Raw genomic sequence first — 19,907 nt, forward strand, 5'->3', positions numbered from 1 at the left:
CGGCGGTGCTGGCCGGCCGCACGCTGTCGGACGTCGTGACGAACTTCCTGTCGGTCGTCGTGCTGCTCGTGACCGGACTCATCATCGGCTTCTCGTTCCACGCCAGCGTGCTCGACGTCGTCGCCGGGATGGCCATCCTGATCCTCTTCGGCTATGCGTTCTCGTGGGTCTTCGCGCTGCTGGGGCTGCTCGTGTCCTCGCCCGAGGCGGCCAACTCGGTCGGCTTCCTCGCCGTCTTCCCGCTGACCTTCATCTCGTCGGCCTTCGTGCCGGTCGACTCGATGCCGCCCGGGCTGCAGTGGTTCGCCGAGATCAACCCGTTCACGGTCGTGGTCAACGCGATGCGGGCGCTTTGGCTCGGTGCGCCGGCGGGCAACGACGTGTGGGGCGCTGTCGTGTGGTCCCTCGTGATCCTCGCGGTGTTCGCCCCGCTCGCCGTCGCGCGCTACCGGAGCACGGCCGGGCGATGAGTCGCCCGGCCCCGGACTACGCGGCGGCGGCGGCCCCGCGCTCGACTTCCTTGCGCAGCGGCTCCACCCACGCCAGCGCGGCGCGGTAGGCCTCGTCGATGCGGTCGAAGCTCGCGGCGCCCTCGCCGCGGACGAAGGCCCCGTCGAGGTGGCAGATCAGGCGGTCCAGCAGCGCGCCGTAGGGCGGGCGGCCGTCGAGCAGCGCGTCCTGGATGTCGGCCGGGAGGCCGAGGCCGCTGAGCGCGTACTCCATCGGCCGGTTGACGAGCGACGGCAGCATCGAGAAGAGGCCGACGGTGAAGGCGTGGTCGGCGCTCAGCCCGGGCAGCCCGGTGGCGACGAGCTCCATCGTGCGCGCGCGCACGAGGGCGTCGGTGAGCAGCTCGTCGGGGCGCGTGCCGCCGCCGGCGAGGGCGACGACGAGGGCCCAGCGGCGCGTCATGCGCTCGCCGATGAGCGTGATCGCCTCGCGGACCGTGCCGATCTCGCGACGGCGCTTGAAGAAGGCGGAGTTGGCGTAGCGCAGCAAGCGGTAGCTGAGCTCGAGATCGCGGGCGATGAGCGCCTCGAGGCGCTCGCTGTTGAGGTCGGGCGCGAGCAGCTCGCCGGCGGTCGCCATCGCGCCGAGCTCGACGGCGGGCGCCTGGTCGAGCGCGGGCAGGGCCCGAAACGGCCCCTGGAAGGCGGCGCAGCCCGCATCGACGCAGGCCTCGAAGACCTGGAAGGACTCGACGCCCACCGCGTGCACCTCGAACCCGGCGGCGAGGAAGGGCCGGACCCGTCCACCGACGGCGATCGGGTAGGTGTCGGCCATGTCGAGCCGCACGATCCCGATCTCGGGCAGGTGCGACAGCGAAGCGGGCGAGGGCGGATCGACCGCGGCGAAGGAGTACCCGTACCCCGCGAGGCGCGAGACGGCGGCGACGACCTCCTCGTGGACGGTCGCGGCGGTCTCGACCTGCAGCACGACGCGGTCGGGGGAGATGGGCAGCATGTCGAGGCGCAGGAGCAGGGCCGGCGCCACCGTCAGATAGGCGGGATGGTGGGGCGCGACGAGGTCGAGGTCGACGTCGGTGAACGCCTCCAGGAGGGCGCGCGCGCAGAAGCGGGCGGACGCGGGCGGGGCGTCGGGATCGCCGGTCAGGACCTCGTAGCCGATGACCGCGCGCGAGGCGTCGCAGACGGCCTGGCGGACGCTGACGACCCCGGTGGAGGGGCTGGATTCACGGGCGAAGGGAACCTTGATTCTCACCCCCGGAGCCATCGGCCGGACGGCCCGAGAATTGACCCCTCCGCTGCTACGCTCAACGCATGGGCCTCCTCGACCGTGCGCTGAATATCGGCGAGTCCAAGCAATTTCGCGAGTACGAGAAGCGCGTCGCGATCATCGGCGGCTTCGAGCCCGAGTTGGAGCTCGAGTCCGACGACGAGCTGCGCGAGCGCTTCGATGGGCTGCGCGAGCGCGCCCGCCAGGGCGAGTCGCTCGACGACCTGCTGCCCGAGACCTTCGCCATCGTCCGCGAGATGGGCAAGCGGACCATGGGCATGCGCCACTTCGACGTGCAGCTGATCGGCGGGATGGTCCTGCACGGCGGCAACATCGCCGAGATGAAGACCGGCGAGGGCAAGACGCTGACCGCCACGCTCGCCGTCGTGCTCAACGCGCTGGCCGGCAAGGGCGTGCATCTGGTCACGGTCAACGACTACCTGGCCCGCCGCGACGCCGAGTGGATGAGCCCGATCTACCACGGGCTCGGGCTGAACGTCGGCGTGCTGCAGAACATGCAGTCCTACGAGGACAAGCACGTCGCCTACGCCGCCGACATCACGTATGGCACCAACTCCGAGTTCGGCTTCGACTACCTGCGCGACAACATGGCCACGTCCCTGGAGGAGAAGGTCCAGCGCGGCCATCCCTTCGGCGTCGTCGACGAGGTCGACAACATCCTCATCGACGAGGCCCGCACGCCGCTGATCATCTCCGGCGCCCCCGAGCAGGCGGCCGACCTCTACCAGCAGTTCGCCAAGCTCGCGCCCATGATGGAGGCGGGCAAGAAGCCCGAGGGCCTCGACCCCCGTTCCAAGAAGGACTACGTCTCCGACTTCGACTTCGAGTTCGACGAGAAGCACAAGCAGGTCTCGGTCACCGAGCGCGGCGTGGCCAAGGCGGAGAAGTTCCTCGGGATCGACCACCTCTACCGCGCCGAGAACGGCCCGCTCGTCAACCACCTCCAGCAGGCGCTGAAGGCCGAGTCGCTCTACAAGCGCGACGTCGACTACGCGGTGATCGATGGTCAGGTGAGCATCATCGACGAGTTCACCGGGAGGATCCTCGAGGGCCGGCGCTGGTCGGAGGGCCTGCACCAGGCCGTCGAGGCCAAGGAGGGCGTGCGCGTCCAGGAGGAGAACCAGACGCTCGCGACCATCACGCTGCAGAACTACTTCCGCCTCTACGACAAGCTCGCGGGCATGACCGGCACCGCCCTCACCGAGGCGACCGAGTTCATGAAGATCTACAAGCTCGGCGTGGTGCAGGTCCCCACCAACCGCCCGATGGTCCGCGCGGATCGCAACGATCAGGTCTACAAGACCAAGGACGGCAAGTGGCACGCCGTGGCGGCCGAGATCGAGGAGCGCCACAAGGACGGCCAGCCGGTCCTCGTCGGCACCATCTCCGTCGAGGTCTCCGAGGTGCTCTCAGAGCAGCTCAAGCGCAAGGGCATCCCGCACACCGTGCTCAACGCCAAGCCCGAATACGCGGAGCGCGAGGGCGAGATCGTGGCCGAGGCCGGCCAGCCCGGCGCGGTCACCATCGCCACCAACATGGCCGGCCGCGGCGTCGACATCAAGCTCGGTGGGAACGCCGAGCACCTCACCGACCTCGAGCTGGCCAAGCTCGGCCTGCGCCCCGGCGATCCCGACTACGACGAGCGCTTCGCCGAGATCCTCCCGAGCATCGAGGCGCGCGTGGAGGACGGCCGCGAGAAGGTCGTCGACGCGGGCGGCCTGTTCATCATCGGCACCGAGCGCCACGAGTCGCGCCGCATCGACAACCAGCTGCGCGGGCGCTCCGGGCGCCAGGGCGATCCCGGCGAGTCGCGCTTCTTCCTGTCGGCCGAGGACGACCTCGTGCGCCTGTTCGCCGGCGACCGCATCTACCGCATCCTCGATCGCCTCGGCAGCACCGACGAGGAGGGTCACGAGGAGCCCATCGAGGCGGGGATGCTGTCCAAGCAGATCGAGAAGGCCCAGCGCAAGGTCGAGGAGCAGAACTTCCTCATCCGCAAGCGCGTGCTCGAGTACGACGACGTCATGAACGAGCAGCGGCGCATCGTCTACGAGTACCGCGACCAGGTGCTCGAGGGCCGCGACATGGGCGAGCAGTCGCGTCAGGAGATCGTGGGCGTCGTCGAGCGCCTCGTCGACGAGTACGCCGCCGCCGACTACGTCGAGGACTGGGACCTCGACGGGCTCTTCGTCGCGCTCGCCGACATCTACCCGGTCAGCGTCGACGCCGAGGAGATCACGGCCTCGAACCTCGGTCGCGAGGAGCTGGCCCAGCGCCTCTCGAACGACGCCATCGAGCTCTACGACCGCCGCGAGGAGGAGCTCGGCGAGGAGCTCATGCGCGCGCTGGAGCGCTACCTGCTGCTGCAGATCATCGATCAGCGCTGGCGCGAGCACCTCTACGACATGGACTACCTGCGCGAGGGCATCCACCTGCGCGGTTTCGCTCAGATCGACCCGCTGGTGGCCTACAAGAACGAGGCCTTCACGCTCTTCACCGACCTCATGAACACCATCTGGTCGGACTTCTCGCGCATGATCTTCCACGTCGAGGTGCAGGTCGAGGGCGAGAACGGCGACGAGCCGACGCAGCAGTACACGCCGTCGGGGTCGTCCACGCGGTCGGGCCGCGTCTCCTACTCAGGGGGCACGGGCACCGCTCAGCCCAGCGCGCTGGCCGAGGCCGCGGGCGGTCCCGAGGACGCCGAGCCCCTCCCCGAGCCGATCCAGCAGCGGCGCGTGGCCGAGGTCGAGCAGATCGGGCGCAACGACCCCTGCTGGTGCGGGTCGGGCAAGAAGTTCAAGAAGTGCCACGGCGCGTAGCGTCGCCTCGCGCGAACGCATGACATCCGATCCCCACGGGCGGCGCCCGCGGGGATAGGGTCGTTCCTCAGGAGAGAGACGACCCGAAGGGGGCATGATTCGGATGAGCACTCACGCGCCGATGGCGCTCGAGCAGAACGTCGCCGAAGCGGTGACCGCGTTCGCTCGCACCCTGTACCCGCACGTCGCGCTGCCCGAGTCGGTCTACGCGCGCGTGTCGGCCAAGCTCGACGAGGCCGCGAGCGAGGACGCGGCGCAGGCGCGGGTCGTCAACGACGGCGTCGCCGACCTCGACGGCCGGGGCGACCAGCCCTTCGTCGCGCGCTCCTCCGAGCAGCAGTTGGCCGATGCCAAGGCGATCGCCGGCTCGGACTTCTTCGACCTGGTGCGCTCCACGGCCGTGGTCGAGATCTACTCCGATCCGCAGACGTGGAAGCTGCTGGGCTACGAGGGCCCCTCCTTCGCGCAGGGCGGCTACGTCGACCGCGGCTTCAACGACCTCGACTGGCTCCCCGATCCCGAACAGGAGGCGTGAGCGATGCCGCGCTTCGATGAGAACGACTCGGACGTGGTGGTGGTCGTCGGCTCCGGCGCCGGGGGCGGGACGCTGGCCAACGAGCTCTGCCAGGGCGGCGTGAAGACGGTCGTCCTCGAGGCCGGGGACCATCACAAGCCCGCGGACTTCATCGACGACGAGTGGCCGAGCTTCGGCCAGCTCGCCTGGCTCGACGACCGCACGACCTCCGGGTCCTGGCGCGTGGCCACGGACTTCCCCAGCCTGCCGGCGTGGACATGCAAGACGGTCGGGGGCACCTCGGTGCACTGGGCCGGCTGCTGCCCGCGCTTCAAGGACTGGGAGTTCCGCAACCGCTCAGAGCACGGTCCGGTCGACGGCACCAGCATGCTCGACTGGCCCATCGGGCTGGCCGACGTCGAGCCCTACTACGACCGCGCCGAGGACAAGCTCGGCGTGACCCGCACCAACGGCATCCCCGGCCCGGCCGCCAACAACAACTTCAAGGTGATGGGCAACGGCGGCAAGCGCGCGGGCTACAAGGACGTGAGTACCGGGCGCATGGCCTTCAACACGGTGCCGCGCGACGGGCGGCCGGCGACGATCCAGGACGGCTTCAACTTCCAGGGCGACCGCCAGACGGCGCACTGGTCGACGCTGACCGCCGAGCTGCCCAAGGCCGAGGCGACCGGCAAGCTCGACCTGCGGCCCTCCAGCCACGCGTTCCGCGTCGCCCACAACGGCAACGGCAAGGTCACCGCCGTGCACTACTTCGACGCCGACGGCAAGGAGCACGTGCAGAAGGCGCGCGCGGTGTGCGTGGCCGGCAACGCGATCGAGTCGGCGCGGCTGCTGCTGCTCTCCGACTCGCCGCAGCACCCCGACGGCCTGGCCAACGCGTCCGGCCAGGTGGGGCGCAACTACATGCGCCACCTCACGGGCTCGGTCTACGGCGAGTTCGAGCAGCCGGTGCGGATGTACCGCGGCGAGACGATGGCCGGGATCATCACCGACGAGGCGCACAACAACCCGGACCGCGGCTTCATCGGCGGCTACTACCTGCAGCTGCTGGCCCTCGGTCTGCCGTTCTACGCCGCCTTCCTGGACCCCGGCGGATGGGGCCCTGACTTCGCGGCCCGCATGGAGGCCTACGAGCGCGTCGCGGGCATGTGGCTCGTCGGCGAGGACATGCCGCAGGAGTCCAACCGCGTGACCCTCAACCGCGACGTGACCGATCAGCACGGGCTGCCCGTGCCCAACGTGCACTTCGACGACCACCCCAACGACCTCGCGATGCGCGAGCACGCCTACCAGGCGGGCGAGGCCGTCTACAACACGGTCGACGCGGTGCGCGTGAACCGCGTGACGCCCTACCCGTCGACGCACAACCTGGGCACGTGCCGGATGAGCGCGGATCCGGCGGACGGGGTCGTCAACGAGTTCGGGCGCGCGCACGAGGTGCCCAACCTGTTCCTCTCGGACGGCTCGGTCTTCACGACCGGCGCCGCGGCCAACCCGACCCTGACCATCGTGGCGCTGGCCATCCGCCAGGCCGAGCACATGGTCGGCGAGATGAAGGCGGGCGCCCTGTGACGCTCGCGCTCGTCCACACCTGCGTGCGAGTGCGCGACATCGACGCCGCGGTGCGCTTCTACGAGCTGCTGGGCTTCGAGCGCCGGGGCAAGCTCGACTTCGGGGTGGCCTACAACATCTACATGGGCCTGCCCGGCGACGGCGACACGCTCGAGCTGACGGTCAACGTCGGGCGCGAGGAGCCCTACGACCTCGGCGATGGCTACAACCACATCGCGCTGACCGTCGACGACCTCGACGGCCTGCTCGCGAAGCTCGCCGAGGAGGGCGTCGAGCCCGAGAAGCCGCCGTTCGCGCCGGGCGGTCGCGAGGAGGTCGGCCGGATCTGCTTCGTCGGCGATCCGGACGGCTATCGGGTCGAGCTCATCGACGGAGGGTCCTTCCCCACGCCGCAGGACCCGTAGCGAAGCAGCGCGGCGGCGCGGGCGCCTTGGCGCGCGCGCCGCTGCTAGCTTGGACGCGGCCATGGCCGGACCGTCCGACGAACTTCCCATCCCCCAGCGCCTGCAGGCGATCACCTCGCAGTGGGACCAGCTGCGCGCGGGCTTCGACGACGCCACCCTCGCGGCGCGCGCCGCCGAGCTCGAGGAGGCGATGGGGGCGCCGGGCTTCTGGGACGACCAGCAGTCGGCCGCGCAGGTCAGCGCCGAGCACTCGCGCACCACGCGGCGCCTGGAGCGCTGGCGCGGGCTGGCCTCGGAGGTCGAGGATCTCAAGGCGCTGGCCGAGATGGCCGAGGAGGACGAGTCGGTCGCGGCCGAGGTCGCGGCGCAGATGACCGGCGTCGAGGAGCGTCTCGCCGAGCTCGAGGAGGAGCGGCTCTTCTCGGGGCGCTATGACGCGGGCGATGCGCTGGTCACGGTCAACGCCGGCGCCGGCGGCACCGACGCCCAGGACTGGGCCGAGATGGTGCTGCGCATGATGATGCGCTGGGGCGAGCGCCGCGGGATGCAGGTCGAGCTGCTCGAGGCCTCCCCGGGGGAGGAGGCGGGGATCAAGTCCGCGACCTTCCGCGCGAAGGGCGAGAACGCCTACGGGCTGTTCAGCGCCGAGAAGGGCGTCCACCGGCTCGTGCGCCTGTCGCCCTTCGATGCCGCCCATCGCCGCCAGACCTCGTTCGCCGGCCTCGAGGTCGCGCCGGTGGTCGAGGACGTCGGCGACATCGAGATCGAGGACGACGACCTGCAGATCGACACCTACCGCGCGTCGGGCGCCGGCGGCCAGCACGTCAACAAGACCGACTCGGCGGTGCGGATCACCCACCGCCCGAGCGGGATCGTCGTGCAGTGCCAGAACGAGCGCTCGCAGTCGGCCAACAAGGACACCGCGATGAAGATGCTGCGGGCCAAGCTGCTGGAGCGCTACGAGCGCGAGCGCCAGGAGGAGATCGCCAAGGAGAAGGGCGAGACGCTCGACGTGAACTTCGGCTCGCAGATCCGCTCTTACGTGCTGCACCCGTACACGATGGTCAAGGACCACCGCACCGATCGCGAGATGGGCGACGCCCAGCGCGTGCTCGACGGCGATCTCGATGGCTTCGTGCGCGAGTACCTGCTCAAGGCCGCTGCGGCATGACTCGCGCAGGGCGCTCGCATGCCGGGCGCGAGCTCGCCCAGGGGCTCGCTCGCACGGGTCTGATAAGGCGTGTGCGTGTGCGGTGAATGAGGCCTCGACCCCGAAGTCCGGCCCGTCGGAGCAGCCGACCGCGCCCTACCTGGACGCGGTCGTCGCCTACGGCTTCCGGGGCTCCGGCCGCTTCCACGTGCCGGGCCACAAGGGCGGTCCGGGCGCCGATCCCGGGCTGCGCCACGCGCTCGGCGACCGTGCGCTGGCGGTCGACATCCCGCAGGACATCCGCGGCGTCGACGTCGGCCCGTCGCCGACGCCGTACGAGCGCGCCGAGGCGCTGGCGGCCGAGGCCTACGGCGCGGCGCGCACGTGGTTTCTGACCAACGGCGCGACGCAGGGCAACCACGCGCTCTGCCTTGCACTCGCCCCGCTGGGCCGGCACGTCGTCGCGCAGCGCAACTCGCACGCGTCGATCGTCGACGGGCTCGTGCTCAGCGGCGGCCTGCCGTCGTTCGTCGCGCCCGCCTATGACTCCGAACTGGGCATGGCGCACGGCGTGACGCCGGCGGCGCTGGACGCGGCGCTGGCGGCCGATCCGAAGGCGCGTGTGGCGTTCCTGGTCTCCCCGACCTACTACGGGATGGTCGCCGACGTGCACGCGCTGGCCGACGTGGCGCACGCGCGCGACGTGGCGCTGGTTGTCGATCAGTCCTGGGGCCCACACTTCGGCTTTCACCCTGACTTGCCCGAGAGCGCGCTGAAGCTCGGCGCCGACGCCGTGTTGACGAGCACGCACAAGATCGTCGGCTCGCTGACGCAGAGCGCGATGCTGCACATCGCAAACACTGGCCGGATCGATCTCAGCGCCGTCGGGCGTGCGATCCGCCTGGTGCGCTCGACGAGTCCGTCGTCGTTGTTAATGGCCTCGCTTGACGGCGCGCGCCGCCAGTTGGCAGTCCACGGCGAGGCGCTGCTGCACGAGACGATCGCGGCGGCCCGCGCGACCCGAGCGAAGCTTGGGACCACGCCCGGGCTGGCGATCATTGCCGAGGACTTCGTCGGGCGCGACGGCGTCGCCGCCTACGACCCGCTGCGGCTCGTGCTCGACACGCGCGCGACGGGCTGCACCGGCTACGAGGTCGCCGACGCCCTTCGCAATGCCTATGACGTGCAGGTCGAGCTGGCGACCGTGGCGACGATCGTCGCCGTGCTCGGCGTCGGCCAGTCGGCCGAGGCGCTGGTGCGCTTCGCCGGCGACGTCGACGAGACGGTCAAGCGCATCCGGCGCCCAGGTGGGCCGGTGGAAGCGCTCGTTCGCGGCCCGGGCGCGCTGAGCAACGAGATGGTCGTCGCGCCGCGCGACGCCTTCCTCGGGGTCAGCGACGTCGTCGCGCTCCAGGACGCCGTCGGCCGCGTCTCCTGCGAGTCGATCGCCGGCTACCCGCCGGGCATCCCGGCGCTGCTTCCCGGCGAGCGCATCACCGCCGACACCGCCACCTACCTGCGCGAGCTCGTCGCATCGGGGGCCCGCCTGCACGGCGCGGCGGACCCGACGATGGCGACGATCCACGTCCTGGCTGGAAGCTAGAACCTCAACAAGGCGACGATCGACCCCTTCATCTCGATCGCCTCATCGTCGGCGCCGAGGAAGCGCACGCGCGCGTCCTGGCCGAAGGCGCGGCCCACGGCGGTCTCGACGATGTTGTCCACCACGTCGGTCTGGGTGCCGTCGGCCGGGCACTGGCCGCCGGCGCTGACGCCCATCCAGCCGCACTGCGGGCAGCGCGTGCCCTTGGCGGTGAAGCCCTCCTGGATGACGAGCGTGTCGATCCGCCGCTCGTGCACGGCGGTCAGGACGTCGCTGAGCCCGGCGACCGCGCGGCCACCCTTGCCCAGACCCTCGTCGATGCGCGCGACGAGCTCGGCGTCGCGGCGGGCGATCAGCTCGTCGAGCACCGGCCGCGCGGCGGCGAGCACCGCGTCGGCGCCCGAGTTCCACACGTCGACGTCGACGTGTCCCTTGACGCACTTGGTGACGTCGGCGTGCAGGAGCGACCCGAGGTGGCCGGTGGTCTCCTTCGGGCCGCCGAGCAGGATGCCCGCGACGCGGACGTCGCGCAGCCGCTGCGTCAGCTCGGTCGCGACGCCGCGGAGGTGGACGTCGACCTCCTTCTCGACGCCGCGCTCGTAGCGCTTCTCCGAGCGGCCGTCCTGGTCGGAGCGGGCGGAGTCGACGCGGCCCAGCACGTCATCCTCGTGGCGCCACAGCTCGACGAGCCCGTCGACCGTCCCGGCCAGCAGGCGCGCGTGCTTGCGGTCGACGAGGACGAGCCACCACAGCTCGCCGGTGCCGATGCGCGCCAGCGGCTCCACACAAGGGCTCTCACTGATCGCGACCTTGTGGTCGACCGAGCGCGGCAGCTTGAGGATCTCGAACAGCCCTGCGGGCTGCGAGGCGAAGACGGCGAGCGCGCGGGCTTCCTTGGTGTCGACGCCGTTGCGCAGCGCCGTGCGGACGCGCTCGACGTCGGAGTGGAGCGCCGTGCGCTCGTCGGTGGTGAGGTCGTCGGCGTCGCGGATCGTTCGCGCGGCCGCGTCGAGGACCGAGCTGATCTCGGTCGCGCGTGCGGGCGGTGTGGCGAACTCGCGCGGGTCGAGGTTGATGAAGACGCTGAGGACTTTGCCCTGCGCACTGCGCGTTTCAGCGAGTTCGCGGAGCCGGTCGGTCGTGATGTCGGTCGCCATATAACTCGACGCCTACCCTCTCACACCCGCCAAGAAGCTCGGCGGGTGTGAGCGGCAGTTCTAGGCGACGAGCTGCGGGACGGCAGCGGCGATGACCTCCAATGCCACGCCGCCGTCGTCACCGCCCGTGGCGCGCACCTGCGCGCCGTCGGTCAGGGTCCCGGCCAGGATGGCCTGGGTCAGCTCCCGCTCCAGCGTGCGGCGCACGTGGCGCTGCAGCGGACGGGCGCCGAAGTCCTCGTCAAAGCCCTCGGCGGCCAGGCGCGCGACGAGCGCGTCGTCGACCTCCAGGGCGATCCGGCGCTCGGCCTGCAGGCGCTCGCCGACGCGGTCGACGATCTGGCGCGCGATCTGCTGGACCTCCGGCTCGCCGAGCGCGTCAAACGTCACGATCTCGTCGATCCGGTTGAGGAACTCGGGCAGGAACGCGGCCTTGGCGGCCTGCAGCATCCGGCCGTCGTCGGAGCCCGGCGCCGCGGCGGTGAAGCCCAGCGCGCGCTTGGCGCGGCCGGCGCCGAGGTTGGACGTCATGACGATCACCGCGTTGGTGAAGTCCACGGTGCGGCCCTCGCCGTCGGTCAGGCGACCGTCGTCGAGCAGCTGCAGCAGGACGTTCCACACCTCGGGGTGCGCCTTCTCGATCTCGTCGAGCAAGACCACGCTGTAGGGGCGGCGCCGGACCGGCTCGGTCAGCTGGCCGCCGTCGCCGTAGCCGACGTAGCCGGGCGGTGAGCCGATCAGCCGCGCGACCGTGTGCGGCTCGCGGTACTCGGACATGTCGATGCGCACCAGCGCATCCTCGGTGGCGAACAGCCGCTCGCTTAGCGCCTTGACCAGCTCGGTCTTGCCGACGCCGGTCGGGCCGAGGAACAGGAACGAGCCCAGGGGCCGGTCGGGCTCCGACAGACCGACGCGGGCGCGGCGGATCGTGTCGGCGACCTTCTCGACGGCCTCGTTCTGGCCGACGACGCGCCGGTGCAGGTCGTCCTCGAGGTCGACGAGCCGCTGCAGCTCGCCGGCGACCAGCTCGCCCACCGGGATCCCCGTGCGTGCGGCGACGACCGCGGCGACGGCGGTCTCGCCGACCGTCACGCGGCCGGACGACGGACGTGCCTCGACGCGCTGCGCGGCGTCGGCCTGGCGGCCGAGCTGGGTCTTGATCTCCGCGGCGCGCTCGTAGTCCTCAGCCTCGACGGCGGTGTTCAGCTGCTCGCGCAGCGTGGCCTCGTCGATCGGCCGGGGCGTCGCGAGGCGCAGCTTGGCGGCGGCCTGGTCGATCAGGTCGATCGCCTTGTCGGGCAGGTGCTGCTCGGTCAGGTAGCGGTCGCTCAGGCGGGCGGCGGCGACGAGCGCCTCGTCCTCGATGATCGCCGTGTGGTGCTCCTCGTAGGCGTCGCGCAGGCCGCGGAGGATCTCGACGGTCTCCTCGACGCTCGGCGCGTCGACGGTCACCGGTGAGAAGCGGCGCGCCAGCGCGGCGTCGCGCTCGATGCGCTTGTACTCGCTCAGCGTCGTCGCGCCGACCATGCGCAGCTCGCCGCGGGCGAGCAGGGGCTTGAGGATGTTGGCGGCGTCCAGCGCGCCCTCGGCGCCGCCGGCGCCGAGCACGGTGTGGAGCTCGTCGAGGAACAGGACGATCTTGCCCTCCGAGGCCGTGACCTCGGCGAGCACGGCCTTCAGCCGCTGCTCGAACTGGCCGCGGAACTGGCTGCCGGCGATGAGGCTGCCCAGATCGAGGGCGACGACGCGCGTGCCGTGCAGCGACTCGGGGACGTCGCCTTGGGTGATGCGCAGCGCGAGACCCTCGACGATCGCGGTCTTGCCGACGCCGGCCTCGCCGATCAGCACGGCGTTGTTCTTGCGGCGGCGGGCGAGGATCTCGACCGTCTGGGCGATCTCGGCGTCGCGGCCGATGACGGGGTCGATGCGGCCGTCGCCCGCGTCGCGCGTGAGGTCGCGGCCGAACTCGTCGAGCGCGGGCGTCTTGGAGGCGTCCTGCTTGCGATCGGAGCGAGGGCGGGTCTGCGTCAGCGGGCCGCTGCCGAAGACGGGCTGGCCCATCGGGACACCGGTGCTCGCGTCGTTGGCCGCCGGGCCGATGCCGGCCTGCCCGAAGCCCTCCACGAGGTCGCGGGCGCAGCGCTCGCACAGGGCGGCGCCCTGGAGGCCGGTCTCGGTCTGGACGACCATGTGCAGCGTGCCGGGGCGCTCGGCGCAGAAGGAGCAGGGCACGGAGGGGGAGAAGGGCTGTTCTGACATGTTTCCTAGCCTACGACCTAGACGAAAACCTCAGTTAAAGAGGCTCAAGTCTAGCGCTCGTGACAGACTGCTCTCCGTGCTCCTGGACACCTACCGCCGGACCGGCGCCGATCTGCCCTTCGGGGATCCGCGCCGGGCGCACGGCGTCGCGATGGAAGGCTGGTTCTGGCGGATCACCGCCCCGGAGCAGGGCGTGGTCGTGGTGGTCCTGGCCGGCGTCAACCGCGACCGTGCCGGGCGGGCCTGGGGAACGGTCGGGCTGGCGGGCCATCCGGGCGGCTTCTCGCGGGCGGTGGCGGTCGATGACGCGGCGGTCGTCGACGGCGCGGGGGCGATCCGGATCGGGCGCGCGCTGCGGGCGGACGCGCGCGAGGGCTCGGTCGCCGTCGACCTCGGCGCCGACGCGCGGCTGGAGGTCGTCCTGGAGGCGCCGGGCCGCTGGCCGCGGCGCCTGTTCGGTGGGCTCGGCCCGGCGCAGGCGATCCCCGGGCTCAGCCAGTACTGGCATCCGTGGCTGCTGCGTGCGCGCGTGCGCGGCACGGCGGTCATCGACGGGCGCGAGATCAACCTCGACGGCGCCGTGGCCTACGCCGAGAAGAACTGGTCCAACGGCGGCTTCCCGGAGACGTGGTGGTGGGGCCAAGCGCACGGCTTCGCCGACGAGCCGGGCGCGTGCGTGGCCTTCGCCGGCGGCCGCGCCGGCGTCGGCGCGCTGCGCATGACGGCGACCTCGCTGGTGGTGTCGGCCGGCGGCGAGCTCGTGCGGCTGGTCCGGCCGCTGCAGCCTCTGCGCGTGGCCGTCGATAGCAACGGCTGGGCCTTCTCCGGTCGTACGCCTGGTGGCGTGTCGGTCGAGGTCGAGGGCCACGCCAACGGCACGCCGCCGCACCTCCTGCCGGTCCCCGACCCCGCGGCCCGCCGTCACCGCGAAGGCGCCGCCGCCCAGCACCTCGCCGGCGAGCTCCGCGTCTCCCTGCGGCGCCGCGGCCGCACGATCTTCGCCGGCACATCCGTCCTCGCCGGCCTCGAACGCGGGGCCACCTGAGCGCCACCGCCGTCCCTGGGGACGTCGAGGGACGACTGGCGGGCCGTCGAGGGACGATTTGTGGTCGGTATCGACCCATAAGTCGTCCCTCGACTCCGCGGCGAGGGACGACTCAACCACCGAGGACGTGGTTCAGTCGTCCCTCGACGGCCGGGGCGCGCAGGACTCGGCCGCCCGTGCCGCGCGTGCTAGGGCCTCGCCGCCGATCAGCCGCTCCCAGGGACCGACGACGGTCCAGAGCGCGCGCAGGCGCAGCGCGGCGCCGCGGTCGACGGGTGCGACGCGTGCTTCGGAGAGCAGTGCGCTTCCGCCGTCGGCGCCGTCGACGACCCAGTGTGCGAAGAGCACCCGGACGGTCCCCGGCTGGGCCCAAGACGCGAATGCGCCGGCATCCTCCACCCGCGGGTAGTCGCGCCGCAGCGTCCAGATCCGCCCGACCAGGCCGGAGACCGACCAGCGCTCGCCCTCGGCCAGCACCGTGAACGGTGGCGCGGCGAAGAGGCCGCGGAAGGTCTCGCCGGGCGGCAGGCCCGGGATCCGCCAGCGCACCAGCCGGCCCAGCGGCCCGGTCGCGTCGACGCGCAGCGCGCCCGCGGCGTCCCACAGCCGATCCGCCGGGGCAGCCGTCGTGCGCCGATGGCGGGTGCGGATCGCCGGGTCCGGCAGCCACGCGTCGAGGTCGAAGGGCAGGTCGTCGGCAGGCAAGCGCCATCTATCCTCCCCGACCCATGTCCCTGGATCCCAGCTTCGTCGCCGATGTCGTCGCCCGCGCGCTCGCCGAGGATGTCGGCACGGGCGACGTGACCACGCAGGCGATCGTTTCCCACGGGGCCCGCGCGGTGGCGACCATCACCCAGAAGGCGCCCGGCGTGGTCTATGGCCTCGACATCGCCGAGGCGGCGTTCCGACAGGTCGATGGCGAGCTACAGCTCGAGCGGCTGGCGCCCGAAGGCGTCTGGCAGGAGCCGGGCACGCCGGTCCTGCGCATCACGGGTGCGGCCGCGGCGATCCTCACCGCCGAGCGCACCGCGCTGAACTTCCTCCAGCGCCTCAGCGGCGTCGCGACACTGACGGCCCGCTACGTCCGCGCCATCGACGGCACCGGCGCCAGGGTCCTCGACACGCGCAAGACGACGCCGACGCTGCGCCCGCTCGAGAAGGCCGCCGTGCTCGCCGGCGGCGGCACGAGCCACCGCTTCGGCCTCTTCGACATGGTGTTGATCAAGGAGAACCACGTCGCCGCCGCGGGCGGGGTGGGCAACGCGGTCCGCGCGGCGCGGGCCGCCTTCCCGGATCTCCCGCTCGAGATCGAGGCCCAGACGGCTGCCGAGGTCCGCGAGGCGCTGGAGGCCGGCGCGCCCCGGATCCTGCTCGACCACATGACCCCGGACGAGATGCGCGCGATCGCCACCGAGGTCGCCGGCCGCGCCGAGCTGGAGGCCAGTGGGAACATCGACCTGGACACGATCCGGGCCGCGGCCGAGACCGGGGTAGACTCCGTGTCGGTCGGAGCGCTCACGCACTCCGCACCCGCCCTCGACCTCTCCCTGATCCTGGAGCGTCTGCCATGAACCTTCCCATGGCCCCGAGCCCCACTGTTTCGCCGGCCCTGACGGCCGAGGAAATTAGCGCGCTGACCTCCGAAGTGCGCGCGCTCGCTGCTGAACGCAACGCCCTCATCCTGGCCCACAACTACCAGGTGCCCGAGGTGCAGGACGCCGCCGATTACGTCGGTGACAGCCTCGGCCTCAGCCGCCGCGCGGCCGACGTCGATGCCGACGTCATCGCCTTCTGCGGCGTGCACTTCATGGCCGAGACCGCGTCGATCCTCTCGCCGCAGAAGACCGTCCTGATCCCGGACCTCGACGCCGGCTGTTCGCTGGCGGACTCGATCACGCCCGAGCAGCTCACGGCCTGGCAGGCCAAATATCCGGGCGCGGTCACCGTCATGTACGTCAACACGACGGCCGAGATCAAGGCGCTGACCGATTACTGCGTCACCTCGTCCAACGCCGTCAAGGTCGTCGAGCACATCTTCGCCGAGCACGGGCCGGACACGCCGATCCTCTTCGGCCCCGACATGTGGCTCGGCGCCTACGTGGAAAAGGAAGTCGGCCGGTCACTGCACGTCTGGGACGGTGAGTGCCACGTCCACGCCGGCATCCGCCCCGACGACATCACGACGATGCGCGCCGAGCACCCCGACGCCGACTTCCTGATCCACCCCGAGTGCGGGTGCTCGACGCAGGTCATGGAGTACGTGGCCGCCGGCGACATCGCGACCGAGGGCGTGCACATGCTCTCCACCGGCGGGATGCTCGACTACGCCAAGGAACACGCCGGCCAGGGCGGCACGGCGATCATGGCGACCGAGACCGGCATGCTGCACCAGCTGCGCATGGCCGCGCCCGACGTCGACTTCGTCGCCGCCAACGAGCGCGCCTCCTGCAAGTACATGAAGATGATCACGCTGCCCAAGCTGCGCGACTGCCTGCGCGACCTCAGCGGTGAGGTCAAGGTCGACCCGGCGCTCGTCGAGCGGGCGCGGGTGCCGATCGAGCGGATGGTCGCGATCGGCTAAGCGGTGGGTGCGGGGGCAGGCTCGCGCTGCGCCCAGCCGTGCTGGAGGAACTCCAGCAGCGTCTCCGGGGGCTGCGCGCCGGAGGCGCCGTACTTGCGGTCGATGACGAAGCACGGCACCGCGCTGATCCCGGCGCTCTGGGCTGTGCGCTCGTCGTCGCGGACCTCTTCGCCGTAGCGCTCGGTCAGCAGGAGCTCGCGAACCTCATCGGCGGGCAAGCCGACCTCGACCGCAAGCGTCTGCAGCGTCGCGTGGTCGCTGATCAGCGCGCCCTCGCCGAAGTAGGCGCGAAAGAGCCGCTCCTTCATCGCGTCCTGCTTGCCGTGGGCGGCGGCGAGGTGGATCAACCGGTGGCCGTCGAAGGTGTTGCCCGACCGCATCTCTGCGAACCGGATCGTCAGGCCGTCGGCCGCGGCGGTCGCCGTCAGCGCGGCGTCCATCGCGGCAACCTCCTCGAGCGTGCGGCCGTACTTGCGCGCGATCAGCTCGGCATGGCTGCCCTCGCGCTCGGCGGGCGCGTCGGGGTCGAGCTCGAAGGAACGCCACATCACCGTGACCTCGTCGCGGTGCTCGAACGCTGCCAGCGCCGCGGCGAAGCGCGCGCGGCCGACATAGCACCACGGGCAGGCGATGTCCGACCAGATCTCGACGAGCATTCCCGTCGAGGCTAGCGCCGCCTCGGCGACCTACAGCGTGTCGTCGACCAGCGCGACGGCGTCGAAGAGCGACGTGCCGTCGTCGTCGGTCGACAGCTCGGCCTCGTGGACCCAGGCGCCGGGGGCCATGGTGTCGTCGACGCACGGGTCGCCGGTGCCGGCGTCGTCGCCGGCGTCCGCATCGTTGGCCGGCGCGTCGTCGGCGACGCGCAGCGAGGCGGACGAGGCCGTGGCGTCGTCGTCCTCGTCGTCGCTGCCGTCGTCTGAGGACGCGGTCGCGGTGCCGTCGTCGGCGCTGTCGTCGTCGCCGGTGTCGTCATCGTCGGCGGACGGGTCGTCGTCAGCGCCCGGGTCATCGGTGGCGCTGTCGTCGTAACCGTCTTCGTAGTCGGTGGTCGCGTTGCAGACGACCTCCGTGTCGCGGTCGACGTTGGCGCTCACGACCTTGCCCGTGGAGGCGAGGCGCAATGCGAGCACTCCGCCCTGGAAGGAGACGACCTGGCCGGCGTTCTCGTCGCCGTCCTCGGTGCCGTCGGCGTCGGAGTCGGGGTTGCCCGGGTCGTTGGCCGTGCGCTGCTCGGCGAGGTTGCGCAGGCCGTCGTGATCGCTGTCTTCCTGCGCGTCGGGCCGGCCGTTGTGGTTGGTGTCGCGCTTGCCCGGATCGGTGCCCGCGCGCTGCTCTGTCGCGTTGTCGAGCTTGTCGCCGTCGCGATCCTCCGAGCCGTCCTCGACACCGTCGTGGTCGGTGTCGGCCTTCTTCGGGCTGGTGTGCGCGCGGTACTCGGTGAGGTTGGTCAGGCCGTCGTGGTCGGGGTCGGCGACGGCGGACTTCACGTGGTAGCGCTTCTGGAACTTGGCGGGGAGCCTCGGCGAGGAGGACTTCTTGGCCGAGGCGGTCGCGGGGATCGCCAAGGCGCAGATGGCGACCGCACACAGCGCCAGCAGGCGCGAGGGGGCGTGAGCGGAGAGCAGCATGGTCCGTGTTTCGGGCCCGACCGCGCCCCGGTTGACAAACAGACCGGAATGTGGCCGTCTGTCGGCCGGCGGACCTCCTCAGTTCTGGGGAGGCGCGTCGAGCAGCTCGATGCCGTGCTCAGCGACCTGGCGCACGATCGGCAGCGACTCGCGTCGTCGCACGAACTCGTCGGGCGTGTAGCAGTGCACGTCGGCGGCGCCGCTCATCTCATCGGCATCCCACAGGCTCCCTGCCTGGTAGACGCGCTCCAGCCACGGAACGCCGGCGAAGTACTCGGAGATCAGGATCGCGACGTACTCGGGGCCGCGCTCGCGCTGGGGCGGCGCGCCGCGGATGTCGAGCACCCGCGCGCCGCCGATGATGACGCGCTCCAACGGCCAGCGTCCATCGACTCGCTGGACGTACCGAGCCAGCTCGCGCTCGTTCAGCATTTCGCCTACGGCCACGAGCGTTGACTGTGGCAGAACGCGCGGCGCAGTGCCACCCGTTCTGCCAAACGGACTAGAACTCGTCCTCGTCGTGCGGCCCGACGCAGGCGACGGCCGCCGCCTCGGGGTCGACCTTGCGGGCCACGGCCGCGACGTCGTCGAAGGTGACCGCGTCCAGCGCGTCGATCGCGCGGTCGGGATCGATGTCCTCGCCGAAGACGATCGCCTGGGTGGCCGCGAAGCGCGCAACGGCGTTGGTGTTCTCGAAGGCCAGAACGCGGCGGCCCGCGGCGTAGGCCCGCGCGCGCTCGACCTCCTCCTCGGTCGGCCCGTCGGCGTGCAGCTCGGCCACGATCTCGCGCATGCGCGCGTAGGCCTCGGCGGTCTTCGAGGAGTCCAGGCCCGCGCCCAGCTGCAGGATCGCGGCGTCGCTCAGCGCGTGGTCGACCGAGTAGACCGAGTAGCAGAGCCCGCGCTGCTCGCGGATCTCGTCGAACAGCCGCGAGCCCATCGAGCCGCCCAGCAGCGTCGAGTAGATCGTCAGCGCGGCGCGCTGCGCCGGATCGGTCGCGTCGACCGTGGGCGCGTACATCAGGCGCAGGTGCGACTGGTTGGAGTCGCGGCGCTCGACGAGCGTGTCGAGCTGGAGCTTGGGCGTCGGCTCATAGGCCGTCGGGACGCCAAGCGTCGGGAAGCGCTCGAACAAGGACGAGACCTCGCCGTTGGCCGGCACGTGGTCGACGTTGCCGACGATGAACGCGCCGCCGCGCTCGCCCGCCCAGCGGCGCTCGCGGAAGGCGACGATCGCATCGCGGCTGAAGCTGCGCAGGTGCTCCTCGGGGCCCAGGACCGTGCGCCCGAGTGGGTGGTCGCCGAACGCGGCCTTGTCGATCAGCTCCTCGGCGACGGCCGACGGCTGGTCCTTGTAGCGCTGGATCTCCTGGATGACGACGCCGCGCTC

The 19,907-nt window shown here is 71.5% G+C and carries 18 protein-coding genes; 10 read left to right on the plus strand and 8 right to left on the minus strand.

The genetic code is table 11. From position 1 onward, the window contains the following. A partial coding sequence (locus tag VGO10_RS18510; protein ID WP_327471154.1) for an ABC transporter permease occupies positions 1-470 on the plus strand: 470 nt, incomplete at its 5' end. Positions 471-486: 16 nt separating this feature from the next. On the opposite strand, the gene VGO10_RS18515 is transcribed toward VGO10_RS18510, so the two are convergent. Then, positions 487-1,722 (minus strand): EAL and HDOD domain-containing protein, encoded by a 1,236-nt coding sequence (locus VGO10_RS18515; protein WP_327471156.1) that lies wholly within the window; start codon positions 1,720-1,722, stop codon positions 487-489. Positions 1,723-1,781: 59 nt separating this feature from the next. Here VGO10_RS18515 and secA point away from each other — a divergent pair, with 59 nt between their 5' ends. The 6 genes from secA (at position 1,782) to VGO10_RS18545 (ending at position 9,844) form a co-directional block, all read left to right on the plus strand. Next, the gene (gene secA / locus VGO10_RS18520) at positions 1,782-4,580 is read left to right on the plus strand and encodes a preprotein translocase subunit SecA (RefSeq protein ID WP_327471159.1); all 2,799 of its coding nucleotides are present in this window, start codon (positions 1,782-1,784) and stop codon (positions 4,578-4,580) included. A 103-nt stretch (positions 4,581-4,683) separates the two neighbouring features. Beyond that, complete coding sequence (locus VGO10_RS18525) at positions 4,684-5,115, plus strand: hypothetical protein (protein ID WP_327471161.1); 432 nt, start codon at positions 4,684-4,686, stop codon at positions 5,113-5,115. A gap of 3 nt (positions 5,116-5,118) precedes the next feature. Further along, entirely contained in the window at positions 5,119-6,687 is a 1,569-nt protein-coding gene (locus tag VGO10_RS18530) for a GMC family oxidoreductase (RefSeq protein WP_327471163.1), read from the plus strand. Then, positions 6,684-7,091 (plus strand): VOC family protein, encoded by a 408-nt coding sequence (locus VGO10_RS18535; RefSeq protein WP_327471164.1) that lies wholly within the window; start codon positions 6,684-6,686, stop codon positions 7,089-7,091. The genes VGO10_RS18530 and VGO10_RS18535 overlap by 4 nt, the downstream gene beginning before the upstream one ends. A 61-nt stretch (positions 7,092-7,152) precedes the next feature. Beyond that, on the plus strand, positions 7,153-8,262 hold the full coding sequence (gene prfB, locus VGO10_RS18540) for a peptide chain release factor 2 (protein ID WP_327471165.1): 1,110 nt from the start codon (positions 7,153-7,155) through the stop codon (positions 8,260-8,262). An 82-nt stretch (positions 8,263-8,344) separates the two neighbouring features. After that, positions 8,345-9,844, plus strand: coding sequence for an amino acid decarboxylase (locus VGO10_RS18545; RefSeq protein ID WP_327471166.1), 1,500 nt, complete (start codon positions 8,345-8,347; stop codon positions 9,842-9,844). On the opposite strand, the gene VGO10_RS18550 is transcribed toward VGO10_RS18545, so the two are convergent. Next, positions 9,841-11,001 carry a hypothetical protein gene (locus VGO10_RS18550; RefSeq protein WP_327471168.1) on the minus strand — a complete coding sequence of 387 codons (1,161 nt, stop codon included), beginning with the start codon at positions 10,999-11,001 and terminating at the stop codon, positions 9,841-9,843. The genes VGO10_RS18545 and VGO10_RS18550 overlap by 4 nt on opposite strands. 60 nt (positions 11,002-11,061) lie before the next feature. Then, complete coding sequence (locus VGO10_RS18555) at positions 11,062-13,260, minus strand: ATP-dependent Clp protease ATP-binding subunit (protein ID WP_327471169.1); 2,199 nt, start codon at positions 13,258-13,260, stop codon at positions 11,062-11,064. 76 nt (positions 13,261-13,336) lie between these two features. Between VGO10_RS18555 and VGO10_RS18560 the strand changes: the two genes are divergently transcribed. Continuing rightward, positions 13,337-14,305, plus strand: coding sequence for a tocopherol cyclase family protein (locus VGO10_RS18560; RefSeq protein ID WP_327471170.1), 969 nt, complete (start codon positions 13,337-13,339; stop codon positions 14,303-14,305). Positions 14,306-14,437: 132 nt separating this feature from the next. Here the strand turns inward: VGO10_RS18560 and VGO10_RS18565 are convergent, their stop codons facing one another. Beyond that, positions 14,438-15,010 (minus strand): hypothetical protein, encoded by a 573-nt coding sequence (locus VGO10_RS18565; protein ID WP_327471171.1) that lies wholly within the window; start codon positions 15,008-15,010, stop codon positions 14,438-14,440. Positions 15,011-15,033: 23 nt separating this feature from the next. On the opposite strand from VGO10_RS18565, the gene nadC reads away from it, so the two are divergent. Together nadC and nadA are read left to right on the plus strand one after the other, a co-directional pair. After that, positions 15,034-15,876, plus strand: a complete 843-nt coding sequence (gene nadC, locus VGO10_RS18570) for a carboxylating nicotinate-nucleotide diphosphorylase (protein WP_327471172.1) — start codon at positions 15,034-15,036, stop codon at positions 15,874-15,876. 8 nt (positions 15,877-15,884) lie between these two features. Then, positions 15,885-16,886 (plus strand): quinolinate synthase NadA, encoded by a 1,002-nt coding sequence (gene nadA, locus VGO10_RS18575; RefSeq protein ID WP_327471174.1) that lies wholly within the window; start codon positions 15,885-15,887, stop codon positions 16,884-16,886. Here nadA and VGO10_RS18580 read toward each other — a convergent pair. The 4 genes from VGO10_RS18580 to VGO10_RS18595 form a co-directional block, all read right to left on the minus strand. Next, on the minus strand, positions 16,883-17,542 hold the full coding sequence (locus VGO10_RS18580; protein WP_327471175.1) for a DsbA family oxidoreductase: 660 nt from the start codon (positions 17,540-17,542) through the stop codon (positions 16,883-16,885). The two genes, nadA and VGO10_RS18580, sit on opposite strands and share 4 nt — an antisense overlap. A gap of 30 nt (positions 17,543-17,572) precedes the next feature. Next, a complete protein-coding gene (locus tag VGO10_RS18585; RefSeq protein WP_327471176.1) occupies positions 17,573-18,517 on the minus strand; it encodes a hypothetical protein in 945 nt (314 codons plus the stop codon). Positions 18,518-18,595: 78 nt separating this feature from the next. Then, positions 18,596-18,964 (minus strand): hypothetical protein, encoded by a 369-nt coding sequence (locus VGO10_RS18590; RefSeq protein WP_327471177.1) that lies wholly within the window; start codon positions 18,962-18,964, stop codon positions 18,596-18,598. 55 nt (positions 18,965-19,019) lie between these two features. Further along, positions 19,020-19,907: pitrilysin family protein (locus tag VGO10_RS18595; protein WP_327471179.1), on the minus strand; the 888-nt coding region annotated here is incomplete at its 5' end.

The organism is Baekduia sp., assembly GCF_035996765.1.
GTDB lineage: Bacteria > Actinomycetota > Thermoleophilia > Solirubrobacterales > Solirubrobacteraceae > Baekduia.